General features: G+C 61.0%; 15 protein-coding genes and 1 pseudogene. 6 read left to right on the top strand and 10 right to left on the bottom strand.

The window, feature by feature from the left end; all coding sequences use genetic code 11:
• From FFS64_RS31495 to FFS64_RS29915, 6 genes and pseudogenes are all read right to left on the bottom strand, one after another.
• Positions 1-226 (bottom strand): annotated as a pseudogene (locus FFS64_RS31495) (hypothetical protein); the annotation flags it as partial.
• On the bottom strand, positions 195-2,582 hold the full coding sequence (locus tag FFS64_RS29935) for a DUF3772 domain-containing protein (protein WP_137808309.1): 2,388 nt from the start codon (positions 2,580-2,582) through the stop codon (positions 195-197). The gene FFS64_RS29935 and the pseudogene FFS64_RS31495, both read right to left, overlap by 32 nt.
• Positions 2,583-2,727: 145 nt before the next feature.
• Positions 2,728-4,140 carry a heavy metal sensor histidine kinase gene (locus tag FFS64_RS29930; protein WP_137808308.1) on the bottom strand — a complete coding sequence of 471 codons (1,413 nt, stop codon included), beginning with the start codon at positions 4,138-4,140 and terminating at the stop codon, positions 2,728-2,730.
• Positions 4,137-4,808 carry a heavy metal response regulator transcription factor gene (locus FFS64_RS29925; protein WP_095193583.1) on the bottom strand — a complete coding sequence of 224 codons (672 nt, stop codon included), beginning with the start codon at positions 4,806-4,808 and terminating at the stop codon, positions 4,137-4,139. Before FFS64_RS29925 ends, FFS64_RS29930 begins: the two co-directional genes overlap by 4 nt.
• A 113-nt stretch (positions 4,809-4,921) precedes the next feature.
• A complete protein-coding gene (locus tag FFS64_RS29920) occupies positions 4,922-5,179 on the bottom strand; it encodes a DUF2790 domain-containing protein (RefSeq protein ID WP_137808307.1) in 258 nt (85 codons plus the stop codon).
• A gap of 124 nt (positions 5,180-5,303) precedes the next feature.
• Positions 5,304-6,080, bottom strand: a complete 777-nt coding sequence (locus FFS64_RS29915) for an alpha/beta hydrolase (protein WP_137808306.1) — start codon at positions 6,078-6,080, stop codon at positions 5,304-5,306.
• 173 nt (positions 6,081-6,253) lie between these two features.
• Here FFS64_RS29915 and FFS64_RS29910 point away from each other — a divergent pair, with 173 nt between their 5' ends.
• The 6 genes from FFS64_RS29910 (at position 6,254) to FFS64_RS29885 (ending at position 14,230) form a co-directional block, all read left to right on the top strand.
• Positions 6,254-7,216, top strand: a complete 963-nt coding sequence (locus FFS64_RS29910) for a LysR family transcriptional regulator (RefSeq protein WP_137808305.1) — start codon at positions 6,254-6,256, stop codon at positions 7,214-7,216.
• Between the two features lie 164 nt (positions 7,217-7,380).
• Positions 7,381-8,928: a UxaA family hydrolase gene (locus tag FFS64_RS29905; protein WP_137808304.1), complete on the top strand. Its 1,548-nt coding sequence runs from the start codon at positions 7,381-7,383 to the stop codon at positions 8,926-8,928.
• Positions 8,929-8,964: 36 nt separating this feature from the next.
• Positions 8,965-10,545 (top strand): aldehyde dehydrogenase (NADP(+)), encoded by a 1,581-nt coding sequence (locus tag FFS64_RS29900; protein ID WP_137808303.1) that lies wholly within the window; start codon positions 8,965-8,967, stop codon positions 10,543-10,545.
• A 16-nt stretch (positions 10,546-10,561) separates the two neighbouring features.
• The gene (locus FFS64_RS29895; RefSeq protein WP_137808302.1) at positions 10,562-11,620 is read left to right on the top strand and encodes an Ldh family oxidoreductase; all 1,059 of its coding nucleotides are present in this window, start codon (positions 10,562-10,564) and stop codon (positions 11,618-11,620) included.
• A 26-nt stretch (positions 11,621-11,646) separates the two neighbouring features.
• Complete coding sequence (locus tag FFS64_RS29890; protein WP_137808301.1) at positions 11,647-12,864, top strand: fumarylacetoacetate hydrolase family protein; 1,218 nt, start codon at positions 11,647-11,649, stop codon at positions 12,862-12,864.
• Between the two features lie 55 nt (positions 12,865-12,919).
• Entirely contained in the window at positions 12,920-14,230 is a 1,311-nt protein-coding gene (locus tag FFS64_RS29885; RefSeq protein WP_137808300.1) for an MFS transporter, read from the top strand.
• Positions 14,231-14,683: 453 nt separating this feature from the next.
• Here FFS64_RS29885 and FFS64_RS29880 read toward each other — a convergent pair whose 3' ends face one another.
• The 4 genes from FFS64_RS29880 to FFS64_RS29865 form a co-directional block, all read right to left on the bottom strand.
• A complete protein-coding gene (locus tag FFS64_RS29880) occupies positions 14,684-15,976 on the bottom strand; it encodes a sel1 repeat family protein (protein ID WP_137808299.1) in 1,293 nt (430 codons plus the stop codon).
• 24 nt (positions 15,977-16,000) lie between these two features.
• The gene (locus tag FFS64_RS29875; RefSeq protein WP_137808298.1) at positions 16,001-17,293 is read right to left on the bottom strand and encodes a sel1 repeat family protein; all 1,293 of its coding nucleotides are present in this window, start codon (positions 17,291-17,293) and stop codon (positions 16,001-16,003) included.
• Entirely contained in the window at positions 17,293-19,194 is a 1,902-nt protein-coding gene (locus FFS64_RS29870) for a phosphatidylserine/phosphatidylglycerophosphate/cardiolipin synthase family protein (RefSeq protein WP_137808297.1), read from the bottom strand. Before FFS64_RS29870 ends, FFS64_RS29875 begins: the two co-directional genes overlap by 1 nt.
• Positions 19,191-20,477 (bottom strand): type VI secretion system Vgr family protein (locus FFS64_RS29865; RefSeq protein WP_137808296.1); only part of this gene is annotated, 1,287 nt, incomplete at its 5' end. The genes FFS64_RS29870 and FFS64_RS29865, both read right to left, overlap by 4 nt.

Genomic DNA, 20,477 nt, shown 5'->3' with positions numbered 1-20,477 from the left:
GAGGCACCGAGTGGTGGGGCAAGAGCGCTTGGTTACTTGACGCTTTTCCAAGTGACTCGCCGTAAGGGCGGAACCAATAGTCGCCATGACCGAAGAAACGGATATTCACACCAAACCAAACCAAACCAAACCAAACCAAACCAAACCAAACCAAACCAAACCAAACCAAACCAAACCAAACCAAATCTGCCAAATCACGCCACAGGCGGCGGTTTCGCCAGTTCAATCCCGGCCGCCCCCAACCGCTTGAGTATCTCAAACAGCAACTCGCTCTTGATCGCCCCGACATTGCGCGGGCTGCTGACGTAACCGGTGATGGTGAGGGTGATGCCTTCGGGCTTCAGCTGGCTGAAACGCACGAACGGCGCCGGTTTGTCGAGGATGGATTCGTGCTCGGTGTAGGTGTCGTACAGCAGGTTGCGCACTTGCTCCGGGTCAATGTCCAGCGGGAACATCAGTTCCAGTATCGCCACCCCCTGGGCGTTGCCGCCGAGGGTGACGTTGCGCAGGTTCTGCGAAATCAGCTGTGAGTTAGGCACGATGACGATCGAACGGTCGGCCAGTTGTATTTCCGTGGCTCGCACGTTGATCCGGCGGATGTCGCCTTCGACGCCACTGATGCTGATCAGGTCGCCGACTTTCACCGGGCGTTCGGTCAGCAGGATCAGGCCGGAGACGAAGTTCTTGACGATCTCCTGCAGGCCGAAGCCGATGCCCACCGACAGGGCACTGACGATCCACGCCAGGTTGGTCCACTGCACACCCAGCGATGACAGGGCGAACAGGATGACTAGCGCATAGCCGATGTTGGAGAACAGTGTGCTGAGGGAGGCACACATGCCGGGGTCCATTTCCGTTTTGGGCAGGAACTCGTTGTCCAGCCAGCGGCGTAAGGTGCGGATCAGGTAGATACCGATAAACAGGGCGAGTACGCCGTGCAATAAGTTGGCAGGGACAATGTTGAGTTTTCGCAGGCCGTCGCCGCCGAGAATGGCCAATGTGTTGGTGGCCAGCTGCCCGAGCGTCGATCCCACCCCACCCACCACCAGTGAGATGAACGCGATCAGCACCAGCGCGGCCCGGCCGACACCGGACAGGACGATGGAAATCTGCTCCAGGCGTGGATCGCCAATGCCCAGCAACTGTTTAAGGGCTTTGCCGCTGGAATGCCGGGGCGAAAACAGGTATTCGCAGCCGTCCTTCAGCAACTGGATCAGCAAATAGAAACCGGAAAAGATGATGAACAGCCAGACCAGTTCGTAAGTGATGAAGCGCGACAGAGAGATGTAGCCGACCAGCAAGGCCAGCAGGGAAACCACCACCGCAATGCTGGCGAAGGCGTAAATGACCCCGGCCAGTGTCGTGCCCGCTTCGGGGGCCTCACCCGTCGCGACCAGGGCCCGGCGAGTCTTGCTGACGCGCAACAGCAGCGAAGCGATCATCCCTGAAATGATCAATGCGACGAACCCTCTGACCGAAATCACGACCGGCGTGCTCATGCCGGTGACATTGGTCATTTGCGCCACCGCTACCAGCACCAGCAGGACCCAGGCCAGGCGAATGGGGAAGGGTTTGATCGCCAGGGCCACCGGATCGGCAATGGCCGGCAGTCTCCACGACGGATGCTTTGTGGAGAGCAAGGCGCGGCTCAGGCCGGTGATCAGCACGCAGGTATAAACGATCTTTTCGAAGTCCTGGGAAAACCCGGCCAGTTGTGGCGTCAACGGCAGTTCACGGGTCAGGGCATAAAACAGCAGTTGCAAGGCAAGCCATGCCGCCAGCACCGTGGCGATGACCGAAGACAAGGCGAGGGCGCTGCGCCGCAGTCGGCCTTCAGGCATGCGATGAATGCACAGCCACGTCAGCGCGCGGTCGGTGAGCCTGTGACCGACAAACCACAGGGCAAGCGCCAACGCGAGCAATACACTGGTGTAGAAGCGCTGGCCCGGTTGCCAGGCGGCGTTGAGGGTCGCGCCAATCTGTTGCAGGAAGGCACTCAGGCGTTGACGGTCCTCCGTGGGTGGGTTGAGCAGCGGAGCCCAGAACCAGGGATTGAGGATGCTGTGGGTCTGCTGGGTCACTTCGGTTTCCAACAGGCTGCGGCGGATGACAGCGATTTGGGCCAGCAGCTCGGTGGCACTGGTTTTGAGCGTTTCCAGGGCTCTGAGCTTGTTATCGACCTGACCCTTTTGTTCGGTGAGGGCGGCTCTTTGGCGGGTGATGTCGGACTTCTCGAGTTCGGCGTCGCCAAGCGGTGCCGGTCCCAGTACCCCCAGCTGCGATTGCAGTTGAGCCTGCACGGGCAGCAGCAGTGCCGACAGTCGGGTGATTTCCTGGATCAGGGCCTGGACCAGATCCTGCGGGGCTTCCAGCTGGCTGTAATTACTGGCCTGTGAAACCTGCTGTTTGAGGCTATTGAGCCGGAGTTGCAGTTCCTGCAGATCGCTGTCGGAAACGCTGACCGAGGCGGTCGTTGCGCTGGCGGCAGGGGTATCTGGCACCGGCGCCGCCGACAGCATTACGCCGCTCGGCCCGAACAGCGAGAGAGCCAGAACAATCATCCACTTCAATGCATTGCGCATAGGCATGCCCGACAGGTTGTTAGTCACCCAGCCTATGAGGTTAGGTCATGACTCGCGTCTGTGAGGGATTATTGGTCGGATGTGCTGGATCAAGACCCAAAAAAATCCCTGCGACGCGGACCTGTAGGAGTAAGACTTGCGTTGATCATTCACCCTGTCGTCGTGCCGGGAAGAACAGCTCGAAGCAGGTCACGCCATCGGCACTGCTGACGCTGCACGCGCCGTTATGCAACTGCATGATCGTCGCCACGATCGACAGCCCCAGGCCATTGGATTGCGCCGAGCGTTCGCGGGATTGGTCGACGCGGTAGAAGCGTTCGAACAGCCTGGGCAGGTGTTCTGCGGGGATGGTCTGGCCGTGGTTGCGGACCTGCAGACGGATGCCGTCGGCGGCCGGCGTGGCGAGGATTTGCAGTTCGGAATCCGGCGCACCGTACTTGATCGCGTTGGCACACAGGTTGGCCATGGCGCGGCGCAGCAGCATCGGTTCGGCCCAGATCCGCCCGCTGCCCCGGGCATTGATGCGGATGCCGACGTCCGCCGCGAGCCCTTCGAAATAGTCGGCCATACGCTCCATTTCCTCGGCGGCGTCCAGTTCCTGGCGTTGGCGCAGGGCGCTGGCCGGGTCTGTACGGGCCAGAAACAGCATGTTGTCGAGCATCCGCGCCAGGCGTTCCAGCTCCTCGACATTGGAGGCGAGCAGCTGTTGATAGGCCTCGATACTACGGTTCTGCTGCAAGGCGACCTGGGTTTCGCCGAGCAGGTTGTTGATCGGCGTGCGCAGTTCATGGGCCATGTCGGTCGACACCTGGCCCAGTTGCACGAAGCCCTTGCCCAGGCGGTCGAGCATGGCGTTGAACGCCTCGATCATCGGCAACAACTCCCGGGGTGCATCCTGGCTGTCGAGACGCTCGTTGAGGTTGCCGACACCGATGCCCTGGGCATGCCGGGCCAGATGCCGCACGGGCAGCAGGCCGCGATCGACCAGCACATAGCCGGACAACGCCAGCAGAGTCGCCGCCACACTGGCGAACAGGTAGACGTTGAACCGGTAGCTGGCGAGTACGGCCGTGCGCTCGGTCATCAGGCGCCCGGTGACCACTTGCAAGCTGCCCTGATCGCCCGAATCAATGGTCGCCGCCAAGGCCGAAAACGGTACACCGTTTACGGCGGGCAAATGATGCACGTCGCCGAGGGTCAGAGGGTGGTTCAGGGGCATCGGTGACAACGTGGGCATGCTCAGGTTGCCCGGATTGACCACCAGCAACGGCGGTTGCCCGGGGGCGCCGATGGTCAGCAGCGCTTCGCGGTTGCCGAGCATGTTCTGGAACAGCGCCGGTTTGGTGCGGATCAACTCCAGGGTGTTGCTGTCGTTGAGGAAGGTGCGCAGTTGATCGATGCGCGTCACCAGGGCCGCGTCGTCACGGCGGATCAGCTCGCGCTCCAGATCGTGGTACAGCGCCACGCCGAGCGCCGTCAGCGAGACAAATGCCAGGAACGCAAACACCAGCGCCAGGCGTAACGTCAGGGAGTAGCGAAAAGCAGACAAGCCTTTCATGGCTGGGTATCGAAACGGTAGCCGATACCGCGCACGCTATGGATCAGCTTGAGCTGGAACGGGTCGTCGATCTTCAGCCGCAGGCGGCGTACCGCGACATCCACCACGTTGGTGTCGCTGTCGAAATTCATGTCCCAGACCCGTGATGCGATCATCGAGCGCGACAAGACTTCACCCTGATGGCTGGCGAACAGGTGCAGCAGCGCGAACTCCTTGTTGGTCAGGGTGATGCGCGTCCCGGCACGGGTGACACGGCGCTTGAGTACATCGATCTGCAAGTCTTCGATCTGCAACTGTTCTTCTTCCCGGGTCGGGCCACGGCGGGTCAATGTACGCAGACGAGCAACCAGTTCGGCGAAGGAAAACGGCTTGATCAGGTAGTCGTCGGCGCCCAGCTCCAGACCCTTGATGCGATCGGCGATGTCGTCGCGGGCAGTGAGGAACAGTACCGGGGTGTCGGCTTCCTTGCGCAGGCGGCGCACCACTTCCCAGCCATCCATTTTCGGCATCATCACGTCCAACACGATCACATCGAAATCGTGTTCCAGGGCCAGGTGCAAACCGTCGACACCGTCACGCGCCAGGCTCACGGTATAGCCGAGTTCCTGCAGGCCGTTGAGCAGGTAATTACCGGCCTTGGGTTCATCTTCGACGACGAGAATGTTCATGGGGATCTGCCTGGTTCGGGGTCAGCAATATTCAGGTCCGCGCGGGCGGGCTACAGCGGCATGCCAGTGCCGCCAGTGTAGCCCGATCATCCGCCGGTACGCCGGGATGACGATCAATGATCATTGGTGCAACCGCTGCCCTGGACCAGGTAGTCCAGTTCATGCTGACGACCCTGGTGATCGAGGTAGTTCAATTGGGCGGGAACGATGCCGCATTGTTGCGAAATATCGGTTTGGCCCACGACCTTGGCCACGTCGAGGTGGACGAAAGCCGCGTCCTTGTCATGGATGATGGGGGCGCTGCTCTGGGTGTCGGCAAAGGCCGAGCCGGTAGCGAGGAGGGCGGCGAATCCGAGGATGAATAGTTTCATGATGGCGTTCTCTCTTCAGTGTTTGGGGGCTGTCGGCGGTGCCTGACAGTGAATTCAGGTTAACCAGGCGATCCGGACAGCCGACCAACAGCTCGATTACAAAGTTGTAATGAAAGGGGGAGGGTTACGGCTGGCGACCGGCGGCAGCGAGGATCAGGTCGGCGATTTCCTTGGAGTGGGACACCAGCGACAAGTGACTCGACGGCAACTCGATGGTGGTCGCGCCCATGCGCTTGGCGAGGAAGCGTTCCAGGTCCGGGTTGATGGTCTGGTCGAGGCTTGAGACCGCATACCACGACGGCTTGGTGTGCCAGGCGGCGACCGTGGTGCGGTCGGTGAACAGGGTCTTGGCGATCGGTTGTTGCACGGCGAACAGTTGCATTGCTTTGTCGTGGGGCACGTCGCTAGCGAAGTAGTTGAGGAAGGCGTCTTGCTTGAGGCTGACAAAACCGTCGTGTTCTTCGGTGCCGGCGCGCACGGGCATGGTCGGGTATTTGGCCGAAAGGGCGACGAAGTCTTCCCCGGCATCCGGTGCGCGCGCGGCGACGTAAACCAGCGAACTGACCTTCGGATCGACCCCGGCTTCACTGACCACCGTGCCGGCGTAGGAGTGACCGACCAGCACGGTCGGGCCGTCCTGCTGATCAAGAACCCGTTTGGTGGCCGCCACGTCATCGGCCACCGAAGTCAGCGGATTCTGCACAGCGGTGACGTGCAGGCCGACGGCTTGCAAGCGGGCGATCACGTCCGCCCAACTGGAGCCATCGGCCCAGGAACCGTGCACCAGCACAACGTTGTTGGCCTTGACCGGTGCGGTCGTGGTGGTAGCGGCCATGGCGGAACCGGTGCCGAGCATGAACAGGCTGGCGGCGATCAGGCAGAGTTTACTCAATGGTTTCATGGTGTGGACCCTTGTCATCATCAGTAGGAGGCGTGTCATCCGGGGTGGGTGACTGACGACTTCACTGTAGGGAGCGAGGGTGCTGTGTACACTGACAACTCAATGACAAGTTTGTAATGAAGCCATCTCCAATTGCTCATGCACAGCACCTTGATAAGAGGCACTACCCCCCGATGCCGTCGGACATTACCCATTCCAGCTTCTGCAACTGGGTGCGCTTCAAGCACCTGGTGCTGATCGACACCCTGGCACGCACGCGAAACATGCACGCCACCGCTCTGCAGATGAACCTCAGCCAGCCCGCCTTGAGCAAGATGCTGCGTGACCTGGAGGAGCAGTTCGGCTTTGCCCTGTTCCAGCGTCTGCCACGCAGCATGCCGCCTACGGAGCTTGGCGAGTACGTGGTGCGTTATGCCCAGGGGGCGCTGGCCGATTCACACACGTTCGTCGATCAGGTCAACCGGCTGCGCAAGGGCGGCCATGGCTTTCTCAAGGTGGGCGGGATTTTTGCGGCAACCTCGGTGGTACTGCCCCAGGCTATTGCCGCGATCAAGGCGCGCAGTCCGTTGTTGTCGATTGAAGTGGTGGAGCAGTCCAGCGATCACCTGCTGGACATGCTTGAACAAAAAAAGCTCGACCTGATGATCGGCCGTTTTACCGAAGAGCGTTACCGCCAGGTCTTCGACTTCCAGCCGCTGGAGCCTGAGCCCTTCAGCCTGGTGGTCAACAGCCGCCACCCGCTGAACGAGCTGGACAGTACGCCGCTTGAGGCGCTGGGCCAGTGGCCGTGGGTGCTGTACCCGGTGGGTACGCCGATACGCGATCGCCTGGAGCTGGCGTTCAAGGCCGCCGGCATCGCATCACCGGCAGACAGCGTCGATACCATCTCGATGCAGATGTTCCTGCAACTGCTGCAATCAGGGCCGATGATCGCGATGCTGCCCAGGTCCATGGTCGCAGCGCAGCTGGACAGTGGCCAGCTCAGGGAGCTGCAGACCCCGCTGCGCCTGGCGGCGCTGGAGTACGGCATCATCACCCGCAAGGACGAGCCCCTGGCCGGTTCGGCCCTGGAGTTCGCCGGGATCCTGCTCGATTTCGCGCGGCAGCGCCGGGAGGAGGGTGTGGCGAGCGATTGACTAAAACCACTCGATAAGCCAATTCGATAACTTCAGGTTATCGATTGATCGGATCATCTCATTGGGAATGTTGACGCTGGCTCCCTACAGTTGTCGCAGATTCGCCCGTCACGCAACGGGCGACGCCATAACAAGAAGTCAGCCGTACTGCCCTGTGAGGTCCCATGCAACTGATTGCCAGAACCCGGACCGGCGACCCCGCCGTGATCCGCCTCAATCCCCTGGACAACGTAGTGATTGCACGGCAGGCCCTGCCTGAGGGGCTTGGCCTGGAAGCCGAGGCGATCACTGTGCGCCAGCCGATTCCTTCCGGGCACAAAGTCGCGACCCAACGCGTCGAGCAGGGCCAGCCCCTGCGCCGTTATGGACAAATCATCGGTTTTGCCTCGCAAGCCATCGAAGCCGGCGATCACGTGCATGTGCACAATGTGCAGATGGGCGACTTTGCCCGTGACTACGCCTTCGGCGTCGATGCCCACGCCACGCCGAGTACCGAAGCCGTGTTCCAGGGCATCGTGCGTGCCGATGGCCGCGTCGCGACCCGCAACTATGTCGGCATTCTCACCTCGGTGAACTGCTCGGCGACCGTGGCCCGGGCCGTGGCCGATCACTTCCGCCGGGATATCCACCCCGAGGCGCTGGCGGCATTCCCGAATATCGATGGCGTGGTGGCGCTGACCCACGGCGCCGGCTGCGCAGTGGACCCCAGCGGCGAGGCCTTGGGCCTGTTGCGTCGCACCCTCGGCGGCTACGCCGTACACCCTAATTTCGCTGCGGTGCTGATCATCGGCCTGGGCTGTGAAACCAACCAGATCGAGAGCCTGCTCGAGACCCAGGGTCTGCAGGCCAGCGATCAGCTGCGTGCCTTCACCATCCAGGGCGTGGGCGGCACCTCGAAAACCATCGCCAGCGGTATCGAGCAGGTCAAGGCATTGTTGCCCCAGGCCAACCAGGTGCAGCGCGAGCCGGTCAGCGCCCGCCACTTGATCGTCGGTCTGCAATGCGGTGGCTCGGATGGTTACTCAGGCATTACCGCCAACCCGGCGCTGGGCAATGCCGTTGACCGCTTGGTGGCGGCCGGGGGCACCGCGATTCTCTCGGAAACCCCGGAGATCTATGGCGCCGAGCATTTGCTGACGCGCCGCGCGGTGAGCCGCGAGGTGGGGGAAAAACTCATCGCGCGCATCCACTGGTGGGAAGACTACTGCCAGCGCATGAACGCCGAACTGAACAACAACCCCTCGGCCGGCAACAAGGCCGGTGGCCTGACCACCATCCTCGAAAAATCCCTGGGCGCGGTGGCCAAGGCCGGCTCCAGCAACCTGGTGGATGTGTACCAGTACGCCGAAGCGGTTCGAGCCAAGGGCCTGGTGTTCATGGACACCCCGGGGTACGACCCCGTCTCGGCCACCGGGCAAGTCGCCGGCGGTGCCAACCTGATCGCCTTCACCACGGGCCGGGGTTCGGCCTACGGCTGCGCGCCGGCACCTTCGATCAAGCTGGCGACCAATAACCGGGTGTTCGAACACCAGGAAGAGGACATGGACGTGAACTGCGGCGGCATCGCCGACGGTTCCACCAGCATTGAAGAACGCGGCGCCTACATCTTCGAGCAGATGCTGCGCATCGCTTCAGGCGAGCTCAGCAAGAGCGAACAACACGGGTACGGGCAGAACGAGTTCGTGCCCTGGCAGATCGGTGCCGTGACCTGATTGACAGCCCTGCAACCTTCACAAGGCGAAAATGACATGCAAGTTTCCGGACACAACTTTGTCGCGGGCCAGCGCAGTGCGCTGGGCGACACCCTGGTCTACAGCGTCGACGCCCATACCGGCGAACGCCTGCCGGGCGCTTTTCATCAGGCCACTCTGGTCGAAGTTGATCATGCGGTAGCGGCGGCGAGTGCGGCGTTCCCGCTGTTTCGCAACCTGCCGGCGATACGCCGGGCGGAATTCCTGGAAGCCATCGCCGACGAACTCGATGGCTTGGACGAGGATTTCATCGCCTTGACCTGCCGGGAAACGGCATTGCCGAGCGCTCGCATCCAGGGAGAGCGCGGGCGTACCAGTGGCCAGATGCGTTTGTTTGCCCGAGTGCTGCGCCGTGGTGATTTCTATGGTGCGCGCATTGATCAGGCCCTGCCGGATCGCTCGCCATTACCGCGCCTGGACTTGCGCCAATACCGTATCGGTGTCGGTCCGGTGGCGGTGTTCGGTGCCAGTAACTTTCCCCTGGCATTCTCCACCGCCGGCGGTGATACCGCTGCCGCCCTGGCCGCCGGTTGCCCGGTGGTGTTCAAGGCGCACAGCGGCCACATGGCCACGGCGGAGCGGGTGGCCGAAGCGCTGATCCGCGCCGCCGAACGCACCGGCATGCCAGCCGGTGTGTTCAACATGATTTTCGGTGCCGGCGTCGGCGAGGCATTGGTCAAGCATCCGGGCATCCAGGCCGTGGGCTTTACCGGCTCGCTCAAGGGCGGCCGAGCCCTGTGCGACATGGCAGCGGCCAGACCGCAACCGATCCCGGTGTTCGCCGAGATGTCGAGCATCAACCCGGTGCTGGTCTTGCCACAGGCCCTGGCCAATCGTGGCGCGCAGCTGGCCAAGGAACTGACCGCCTCGGTGGTGCAGGGCTGTGGCCAGTTCTGCACCAACCCGGGTCTTGTATTGGGTATTCGCTCGCCAGCGTTCAGCAGCTTCATCGAGCGCCTGACCGGGCACATGGCCGAGCAGGCGCCGCAGACCATGCTCAATGCCGGCACCTTGAACAGCTATGGCAAAGGCTTGCAGGCCTTGCTGGCTCACCCGCGCATCAAACACTTGAGCGGTCTGGCGCAGAAGGGGAACCAGGCGCAGCCGCAGCTGTTCGAGGCCGATATCGGCCTGTTGCTGGACCAGGATGAACTGCTGCAGGAAGAGGTTTTCGGCCCTTGCACGGTGGTGGTCCAGGCGGCGGACGAGGCTGAGTTGTTGCGCGCTGTCGGCGCCTTGCGCGGTCAACTTACGGCCACGTTGCTGGCCGACAACGATGACCTCGTCGCCTTCAGTCAACTGTTCGGGGCGCTGGAGGTGAAGGTCGGTCGAGTGCTGCTCAATGGCTACCCGACCGGTGTCGAGGTGTGCGATGCGATGGTCCACGGCGGCCCGTACCCGGCCACTTCGGATGCCCGCGGCACGTCGGTCGGCACCCTGGCGATCGATCGCTTCCTGCGTCCTGTGTGCTACCAGAACGTGCCCGATGCGTTGTTGCCCGACGCCTTGAAGAACGCCAATCCACTGGGCATACAGCGCCTGGTCGATGGCAAGCACAGCACAGCCGCGTTGAATTGATCACGGAGCAACAAGCATGACTGAAGCCAAACGCTACGATGCACAAACGCTCACCACGTTCGTCGAGCAACTGTTCGAAAAAGCCGGCGCCGACACCGAGGTCGCCCAGGCGGTGACCCGGGTACTGCTCGAAGGTGAACTGCTGGGGCATCGTACCCACGGCCTCAATCTGGTGAGCCGCTATATCGGCGGCATGCTCACAGGACAGGTCAAGGCCAGTGCCGGGATGCTCGAACAGGTGTCCGATAGCGGCATTTCATCGCTGTTCGATGGACACTATGTGCTCGGCCCTTATTGTGTCAGCCGTGCGCTGGATAGCGCGGCGCAGGGTGCCACGCAGCAGGGCATCGGTATCGCCGTGGTGCGGCGAGCCTCGCACATCGGTTGTCTGGCCGCTTATCTGAAGCCTTTCACGGATCGTGGCCTGGTGGCCATGGTGTATTCCTCGGACCCATCGGCGGGGCTGGTGTGCGCCCACGGCGGAATCGATCCGATCTACACGCCCAACCCGATTGCCGCCGGCATCCCGACCCAGGGCGAGCCGATCCTGCTGGATGTCAGCATGTCCACCGTGACCCTGGGCCTGGTCGGCCAGTGCCGCGATGCCGGCAGTACGCTGCCGCACCCGGTGCTGATGAGCAATGAGGGCCGGTTGAGCAACGACCCGGCCGACTTCTTCACCACACCGCCGGGCAGCATTCTGCCCTTGGGCGGCCAGGCCTTCGGCCACAAGGGCTTTGCCCTGGCGATTCTGGTCGAGGCGCTGACCTCGGGCCTGGCCGGTCACGGACGCAAGGACGCCCCGGACCAATGGGGCGCCTCGGCCACGGCGGTGGTGATCGATCCGCGTTTCTTCGGTGGGCTGGAGGCCTTCACCGACGAAAGCTCGTTCCTGAGCAAACTGATCCTGGCGAGTCGACCGGTCGATCCCGAGCGCCCGGTGCGCTTGCCTGGCCAGGCCGGTCTGAAGCTGCGTGAGCAGGCCCTGCGCGAAGGCGTGAGCCTGGCGCAGAAGGTGGTCGATGAGCTCAACAAAACTGCCGGGCAGTTGCAATTGCCAGCCCTTTCGCAATGACCGATAACGACAACAAGAGTGCAGACATGACCAACGAATCGAAAACCCAAGCACCTCTACAACTGAGCAAAAATGCCGCCGTTTTCAACACAGGCAGTTGGGTCGGACGCGTCTGGCTGCCCGGCCAGGGACCTGCCGTGGTGCTGGTCAAAAAGGGTGCCGTGCACGATATCAGCCCCCATGTGGCAACCGTTTCGGCCTTGCTTGAAGTGGCTGACCCGGTGGCGTATCTGCGTGCATTACCTTTGGCCGACGCCTTGATCGAATTGCCCGCGCTGCTGGACAACAGCGACCCGATTCGGCGCGACGAGAACCTGCCATGGCTGTTGGCGCCGATCGACCTGCAGGCGGTCAAGGCTGCTGGCGTGACCTTCGCCGCCAGCCTGCTGGAGCGTGTGGTGGAAGAGCAGGCCAAGGGTGATCCGGCCAAGGCCGACGCGATCCGCGACACCCTGGCCAGCCGCATTGGCGCCGACTTGTCGCAAATCGTCCCGGGCTCGGCCCAAGCCGAAGCCTTGCGCAAGGTTCTGGTGGAGCAGGGCCTGTGGTCGCAGTATCTGGAAGTGGGCATCGGCCCGGACGCTGAAATCTTCACCAAGGCCCAGCCGCTGTCGGCGGTCGGTCACGGTGCCGACATCGGCATTCATCCCAAGTCGAGCTGGAACAACCCGGAGCCGGAAGTGGTGCTGGCGGTGTCGAGCAACGGCACTATTCAAGGCGCCATGCTCGGCAACGACGTCAACCTGCGCGACTTCGAAGGGCGCAGTGCCTTGCTGCTGTCCAAGGCCAAGGACAACAACGCCTCCACTTCGCTCGGACCCTTGCTGCGCTTGTTCGACGAAACCTTCAGCCTGGATGACGTGCGTAACGCGCAAGTGGATCTGCGTGTCGAAGGCCAGGACGGTTTCATCCTCGAAGGCCGCAGTTCGATGAGCCAGATCAGCCGCGACCCGGTTGACCTGGTCCAGCAGACGCTCAATGAAAACCACCAATATCCCGACGGCCTGGTGCTGTTTCTCGGTACCCTGTTCGCCCCCAAGCAGGATCGCGACCAGCCAGGCAGCGGTTTCACCCACAAGTTGGGCGATGTGGTGGCGATCAGCAACCCGCAGTTGGGTACCTTGTGCAACCGTGTGACCACCAGCGACCAGGCGCCGCAATGGGACTTCGGCCTGCGCTCGCTGATCGACAGCCTGAGCCGGCGCGGTCTGCTCGAAGCGGCAGTGACGGCGCGCCAGCCCTGATTTTTGTTTCCCCAGGCATTGAAACCGCTGCAATAACAATAATAAAGGCCACCAGATGAACAAATTGAAGAAGTATCAAAGCATCACCGTTGTCTTCCTGCTATTGATCGGCATCGTCAACTACCTGGACCGTAGTGCGCTGTCGATCGCCAATACTTCGATTCAGAAGGACATGATGATCAGCCCTTCGCAGATGGGCATTCTGTTGTCGGCGTTCTCCATTGCCTACGCCTTTGCGCAATTGCCGATGGGCCTGATCATCGACCGCCTGGGCAGCAAGATCGCCCTGGGCGCTTCGTTGCTGGCCTGGTCGGTGGCGCAGTCGGCGTTCGGCATGGTCAACAGTTTTGCCGGCTTCATGGGCCTGCGCGTGCTGCTGGGGATTGGCGAGGCGCCGATGTTCCCCTCGGCGGCCAAGGCCCTGTCCGAATGGTTCGATGCCAACGAGCGCGGTACGCCGACCGGGATCGTCTGGTCGTCGACCTGTCTGGGCCCATGCCTGGCGCCGCCCTTGCTGACCCTGTTCATGGTCAACTTCGGCTGGCGCGGCATGTTCATCATCACCGGCGTGATCGGTATCGTCCTGGCCCTGTGCTGGTTGACCTTCTACAAGAGCAAGGCGCAGTACCTGGCCGAACTCGCGGCTGAAGGCAAACCCTTGCCGACCGAGAACAAACCGCAAGTGGCCACCCCACAGGCGCCGAAAGTTTCTTACTTTGCCGGCTGGCTCGACCTGTTCAAGCACCGCAGCACCTGGGGCGCGGTCCTGGGCTTCATGGGTGTGATCTACATGTTGTGGCTGCACCTGACCTGGCTGCCCGGTTACTTCGAGCGCGAGCACGGCATGAACCTGTACAAGACCGCATGGCTGGTGTCGCTGGCCTATGGCTTCGGCGCGGTGGGCACCATCGTCGCCGGTCGTTTCTGCGACATGCTGGTACGCCGTGGCATGAGCATCCTGGCCAGCCGCAAGTTCGGCGTGATCACCGGCCTGGTGCTGGCGGCGCTGTTCACCTTGCCGTTGTCGTATGTCACGGGTCTTACCGGTTGCATCATCCTGCTGTGCCTGGCGCTGTTCAGCATCAACATGGCCAGTGCCACGGCCTGGATGATCGTCAACACCATCGTCGACAGCCGCCGGGTGGCCTCGTTCGGCTCGATCCAGAACTTCGGCGGCTACATCGCCGGCTCCGTCGCACCGATCGTCACCGGCTTCAGCATCCAGTACTCGGGTTCGTTCAACACCGCGTTCATGATCAGTGCGGTGGTGGCGCTGTGTTCGGCCCTGGCGTACTTCCTGCTGCTCAACGCGCCGATCGGCAGTGCCGAGCCTGCGCCTGAGCACATCGTGGGTGTGACTGAGTAAGGGCATCGCCCGGATCGCCGGAAACGACGGCCGCCGCCCATTGCAAAACGGGTGGCGGCCTGCTGTCACGGTTTGGCCTGCGCCTTTCTTCTCTTCGATTTTCGCGCCCACGGCGGCGCGGATCTGGTCGATGTTGAAGCAGGCGTTGGCGTACGTTACTTGGGGCATGTTCTAATGCACTTCCACGAAGTGAGGTTGTGAAAGAATGCCCCCATACCAGAAAGGCAGGGTCGCTCCTCATAATCACGTGTTGTCATCCAATAGACTTGCCCTCTCTTAACAACGTAGTTGCTGGAAACAGACAGTAGATTGCGAGTGCATTTTCCCGGCTTTCCATCGGTTATTTCGCGGCAGATTTTCATATCCGCGGTTTCCTGTTTCGGCTTTGGCCGGGTGAGCGAAGATGCATCACACCCGATCAGCAATGTGCTCAATCCGACGATCAAACAATATTCAGGCTTCACCCAGCAGCCTCCATTCAATGTTTTCTTCTTCGATGGTCACCCGGTCGGCGAGCAGGAATCGGCTGTGACGGTGCTGAACGTTGAGGGTGGGCATGATTTCGCCCTTTTCAAAACGCCGGGACTCGAGATTTCGCAAGCTCGAAAAGGGTTGGCCAGCGATACAGTTCGCCTGCCAGTAGCCGGTATGCGTACAGGCTTGGCCGCTGAAGCAGATCGGTCTTTTGAGGTGGTCGATCTCTATAAATGCCGAGGAGCCCGGCATGGGCCGGCCGGTGTCGGGTTCGAGGAGTTTGGCCTTGGCCAGTTGACGGATCAGCGCTTCGCCGGGTTTTTCGGGTGGCACGTTGGCCTGGCGATCTTCGAGCCATTGCAGCTTGCCGTCCCAGGCGGGCAGTTTGGCGGGTGGCAGCGGGACGATTTCGTTGATTTCGGGGACTTTGGGGTTGGCGTAGGAGTAGCCCGAAAGGTATTTCCAGATTTTTTCGTAGCGATCGGCTCGTTCGAGGTCTTCCTGCTGACCCAGGTAGTACAGCCGATCATCCGGCTTCGGACCGCGGAAGCCCTCGCTCAAAAAAGAAGCCGAACTGCTGTCACCGGCTGCGGCTCCGAGTTGGAATGCTTCTAGCGCTTCTTGATACCGCCTTTTTGTCGATAAATTAACGCCAAGTGCTCTAGCAGCCTTGCCGTTTCCTTGCTCCCCAGCGCAACGGCGCATTTGCCGGGCAACGTCCGGGGCAATATCAATCGGCGCCAACTTGTCGGCTATGACGGCCTGAGCTAGTGGATTACCTTCATCAGCGGCTTTGCGGTAGTAACGCAATGCCATTTCATGATCCTGCTGTAACCCGGCCGCGCCGTGTTGCAGGAAGATGCCGACAAAGTAATATCCCGTCGCCACGCCCGCGTTGATCAGTTGCTCACTCATGCGCAATTGTTCCTCACCACGGACTTTGAACGTACCGCGCATCGCTCCGTTCTGCAGGTTGATATTGGCCTTGTAGTGGCCGTTCTCACTGGCGATGCGATACAGGCGCTCAATTTGCCCATCAACGGCTTCGTCTTGCTTGAGTTGGTTGTTCTTTTGTAGCCAGCGTGCGTACTGGAACAACACATCGGTCTCGGTGGATGGAGCGGGAATCTGCTCGTGCGCACAGGTAAAGGCCATCTTGGCCTTGATGTCAGCTAAAGGATTCAAGGGCGTTTCCTTGGTCGAATTAGAAGAAAGGCTGCCGCCATCGCAGGCGACCAGCAGCAGGCAGGACAGCATCAAGATCCGGCGCATCAGTCGAGGTCCGACAGGGTGGGTTCAGGCTTCACCGAGGAGCCTCCATTCAATGTTTTCTTCTTCGATGGTCACCCGGTCGGCGAGCAGGAATCGGCTGTGACGGTGCTGAACGTTGAGGGTGGGCATGATTTCGCCCTTTTCAAAACGCCGGGACTCGAGATTTCGCAAGCTCGAAAAGGGTTGGCCAGCGATACAGTTCGCCTGCCAGTAGCCGGTATGCGTACAGGCTTGGCCGCTGAAGCAGATCGGTCTTTTGAGGTGGTCGATCTCTATAAATGCCGAGGAACCCGGCATGGGCCGTCCGGTGGCGGGTTCGAGGAGTTTGGCCTTGGCCAGTTGACGGATCAGCGCTTCGCCGGGTTTTTCGGGTGGCACGTTGGCCTGGCGTTCTTCGAGCCATTGGAGCTTGCCGTCCCAGGCGGGCAGTTTGGCGGGTGGCAGCGGGACGATCTTGTTGATTTCGGGGACTTTGGGATTGGCGTAGGAGTAGCCTGAGAGCTTTTTCCAGATTTTTTCGTAGCGATCAGCGCGTTCGAGGTCTTCCTTTTGCCCTAAATAGTTCAGTCGATCATTAGGCTCCGGTCCACGGAAGCCATGGCTCAAAAAAGAAGCCGAGGTGCTGTCGCCGGCCGCTACTCCAAGCTGGAAGGCTTCAACGGCTTCCTGGTACTGCCCATCTGTCGAATGATCTATACCTAGTGCTCCGGCAGCGTCACCATTTCCTTGTTCAGCAGCGCAACGGCGCATTTGCCGGGCAATATCCGGGGCAATGTTGATCGGCGCCAACTTGTCGGCGACATAGGCTTGAGCGAGGGCACTACCTTCATCAGCGGCTTTTCGATAATAACGCAGGGCCATTAGTCGATCCTGCTGCAACCCAGCCGCGCCGTGCTCCAGGAAAATGCCGACAAAGTAATACCCCGTCGCCACGCCCGCGTTGATCAGTTGCTCACTCATGCGCAATTGCTCCTCACCACGGACTCTGAAATACCCGCGCATGGCACCGTTCTGTAGATTGATATTGGCCTTGTAGTGACCATTCTCACTGGCGATGCGGTACAGACGTTCAATCTCTGCATCGACAGTCTTGTCCTGTTTGAGTTGGTTATTTTTTTGCAACCAGCGCGCGTAATGAAACAACAAATCAGCTTCGGCGGGGGCCGGGGGGATCTTCTCGTGCGCACAGTTGAAGGCCATCTTGGCCTTGACTTCATTTAATGGGTTCAAGAGCGTTTCCTTGGTCATATTGGAAGAAGGATTACTGGTATCGCAAGCGACCAGCACCAGGCAGGACAGCAGCAAGACCCAACGCATCAGTCGAGGTCCGACAGCTTGGATTCGCCGTAATAGAACTCCACGAGGGGGGCGTAGGGAGTCATCTGCTTTAATTGAAGGCCTTTGTTTGTATTTATTATTCGCTGCCACTCTTCGAATGCCACGGCAGGCTCATCCTGCGCCCCCAACCCATTCGTATGCAGCCCCCACAACCGCCGCCGCAAAGCTTGCGTCACACTCGCCCACTCGTGGGCGATATTCAGTTCGCTATCCACCTGCATGCTGCGGGTGTTGATGTTGGCCGAGCCGTGGGTGGTGAACACATCGTCGACGATCATCAACTTTGAGTGGATGTACACGTCCATCCATTTCTTGCCGGCAGGCGAGTCGGGAGCGACCAGCGAGCACACATGGACCTTGAGCCCGGGGAACTCCCTGGTAGCCAAAACTTCTTTTTCAATTTCTGCGATTTGGTTGTTCAGACTGCGTTGCCGCCAATCGTTGGCCCAGGCTTTGCGCCGCTGATCTTCCCTGGCCCTGTCGCTGAGATCGGTTGCGCCCAATGCGTCGGTGAGGTTGGTCAGCATGACCAGGGCGTGCGCCTCCAGGCGTTCGCTAAGGCTGAGTTCCTGTACGGCTGCCTCGGTTTTTGCCTGTTCGATACGCCGTAACTTGGTGATTTTCGGCATGGTTTCACCGCGCCCGAGGCTTTCGAGCATGCGTTGGGTGTTCACGGTGCCAGCGCCAATGCCACCGTCACTGGCATTGGTGACGACGAACAGATGCAAGTTGCCATGGACGGCGGGGTCACGACCGGCCTTGGTCTGGCCGGCGGCAGCGGCCTTGATCAGCTCCGCCAACGGTGGCCAGCGAAAGTACTGGTTCTCGATGTAGATGAACTGGGTCGCGTTGTTGGCGGCTTGCAGGTAGAGCCGCTCGATGTCGCGCCTGCCTTCCTGGGCCTGGGTGCGCAGGATTTGCGCGATTTGTCGGGTGGCCTGCGGGACACATTGAAGTTGCGGTCCCACCTGCATGGCGTGGCGCGGGGCGAGCAGATCCTCGCCGGTTTCCTTGCGCCAGGCACTGGCGAAGTTGTGGTGCAGGTGTTCCAGGATCGGCCCACTGACGCGGCTGGAAATGTCCTGGCGCGGGGTGTCGCCACGTGGACCTCTATTGGGTGCGGGCTTGGTGTCTTTGCCGCGTTTGAGGGCCGAGTGCGCGTTGGTGTCCCAGTATTCGTCAAGCATGTTGTGGCCCATGACGAAACCGACGGCACGGTCCGCCAACTCATAGTCGACGAGCACTGTTTTTTGATGATGAGTCGCTGCCGCCGTGAGGATGAACTGCGTACTGGTGCTGATCTGCGGGTCATGGCTTTTGTACATTGCCTGATAGGCGACTTCGGCCCTTTCAAACAAACTGAAACCGCGACTGACGAACACTGGCGTATCGCGAGCGGCCTGAAGCGCGGCGGCCATGTTGTCAGCCGTCGCACAGTTGGCAAACCAATAGCGGTCATAGGCGTATTGGTCGTCCGTGGAGGGTTGCAACTTCCGATCGTAGTATCGGAACGGGCCTTTGCCGGGCAGGTTGGCTTCTCCGGCCTTGCCTGCGGTGTTGTATGGCATCTCCCACCCCAGTATCCGAACCTTGACGCCTTCGCGAGCCTTGGCCAACAGCAGTTCACCGATGCACGGCGATATGCCGTCGCGGATGAAGTACATCGACGGCTGGAATCCCCAGCAAATGATGTCGACGGAGGTTTTGGCATTCGCAATGGCCTCATGTACCGAACGGAATGCTTCTTCGCCGTTGATCAACGGTTCATAGGTCGCCATGGCGGGCGGATACTCGGTGTCCTGCACGTACCAGGGCGGGGTACAAGTCACCTCTTGAGTATGCTGCAGTGCGACTGGCACCACTATTTCGTATTGGCTCATGGAATTTTCCCTTCCAGATCAATGATTCCTTCCATCACCGCCGCGTACAGTGCTCGGTGATCCGTGTGCGAATTGGGTTGATTCACTTCTGCTTTGGTTTTTGAGCGGTGGTTATGAAAGCCACGATTGGCCAAGTAGGCCTGTTCGGCATTGCGATATTCGGTGGGCACCGGAATCTGATAGCTCACACCGTTGGCCATCAATAATCGGTAGCCCCGCGTGACGACTTGGTGATCGATCAGCAGCTGTCCGCAAGCGTCCAGCACACCTCGCTTGAGCTCGCCACCGTCGGCATAGAGCGTGTAGGGCATACCTGCCCAGACTTGGCGATTGGTATTGGGGGCTTGCGCAACACTGAATCGCAGCACCTGTTTGGATAGACTCTGCGGATAATCCGGGTGTGTGGCGGTCATGCTGGCCGGGCCGCTGTACGCGTAGTCCACCGCCTTGACCTCGTAACCCCCCGCCGTGCCCGCCTCGACACCGCACTGTTCCAGGCTGAAGTAGCTGCCGCCACCATTGAGGGTGATTTTCTTCTTGGCGGTGATGCGGATTTCGTCCTCGGTGCTGGTGATGTCCAGACCATGGCGCGCAAACAGTTCCAGCTTGTCGTTCTGCGCCTGAATCCGCACCGGCCCCTGATTGGCGATCAGCTTGATTCCCAGCTTGCGCACGAACAGGCTCAGGCCTTGCCCCACGCCGATGAACAGGCGCTTGACCACGCTGATATCGGCCTGACCACCGGCGTTGAGCATCAGGTTGTTCTGCGCCGCCAGTTGCAGGTGATTGCCGCTGGTGAGGGCGATGCCCTGCGGTGCGCTGAGCAGCAACACCGAGGCCTTGAGCTGTTCCAGCTCCTGGCGCAGCAGTCGCAGTTGCGCGGGCACGTCCGCCGGGTCGGCGTTGGCAGTTTGCGCGTCGACCGAAAGCTTTTGCAGCTGTTCGCCGGCTTGCTGCAGGCGGCCAACGGCGGCGTTCATGTCCAGCACTTGACCTTGGGCCTTGGCCTGGCCGTCGGCGCTGATGAACACGCCTTTGCCGCCGCGAATGGCCCCCCAAGCATCCGTCCTCAGCTCAAAGCCTTCCCCGCGCTTCTGCTTCTGCGCATCCACCAGATGCCCCAGATTCAGCTGGCTCTTGCCGCCATATTCGGTGCTGAGCTTGACGTGCTCCTGCCCGCGCCAATCTTCCATGCGCAGTTTGTTGTTGGCCGGGGTGCGCAGCACGTTGCGGGTGTAGTCGCGCTTGGCCAGGGTGACGTGGTCCGGGTGTTCGCTGTCGTG

It is taken from the genome of Pseudomonas sp. G(2018), from assembly GCF_005502415.1.
Classification (GTDB): domain Bacteria; phylum Pseudomonadota; class Gammaproteobacteria; order Pseudomonadales; family Pseudomonadaceae; genus Aquipseudomonas.
This window is presented reverse-complemented; position numbering and strand designations above follow the sequence as displayed.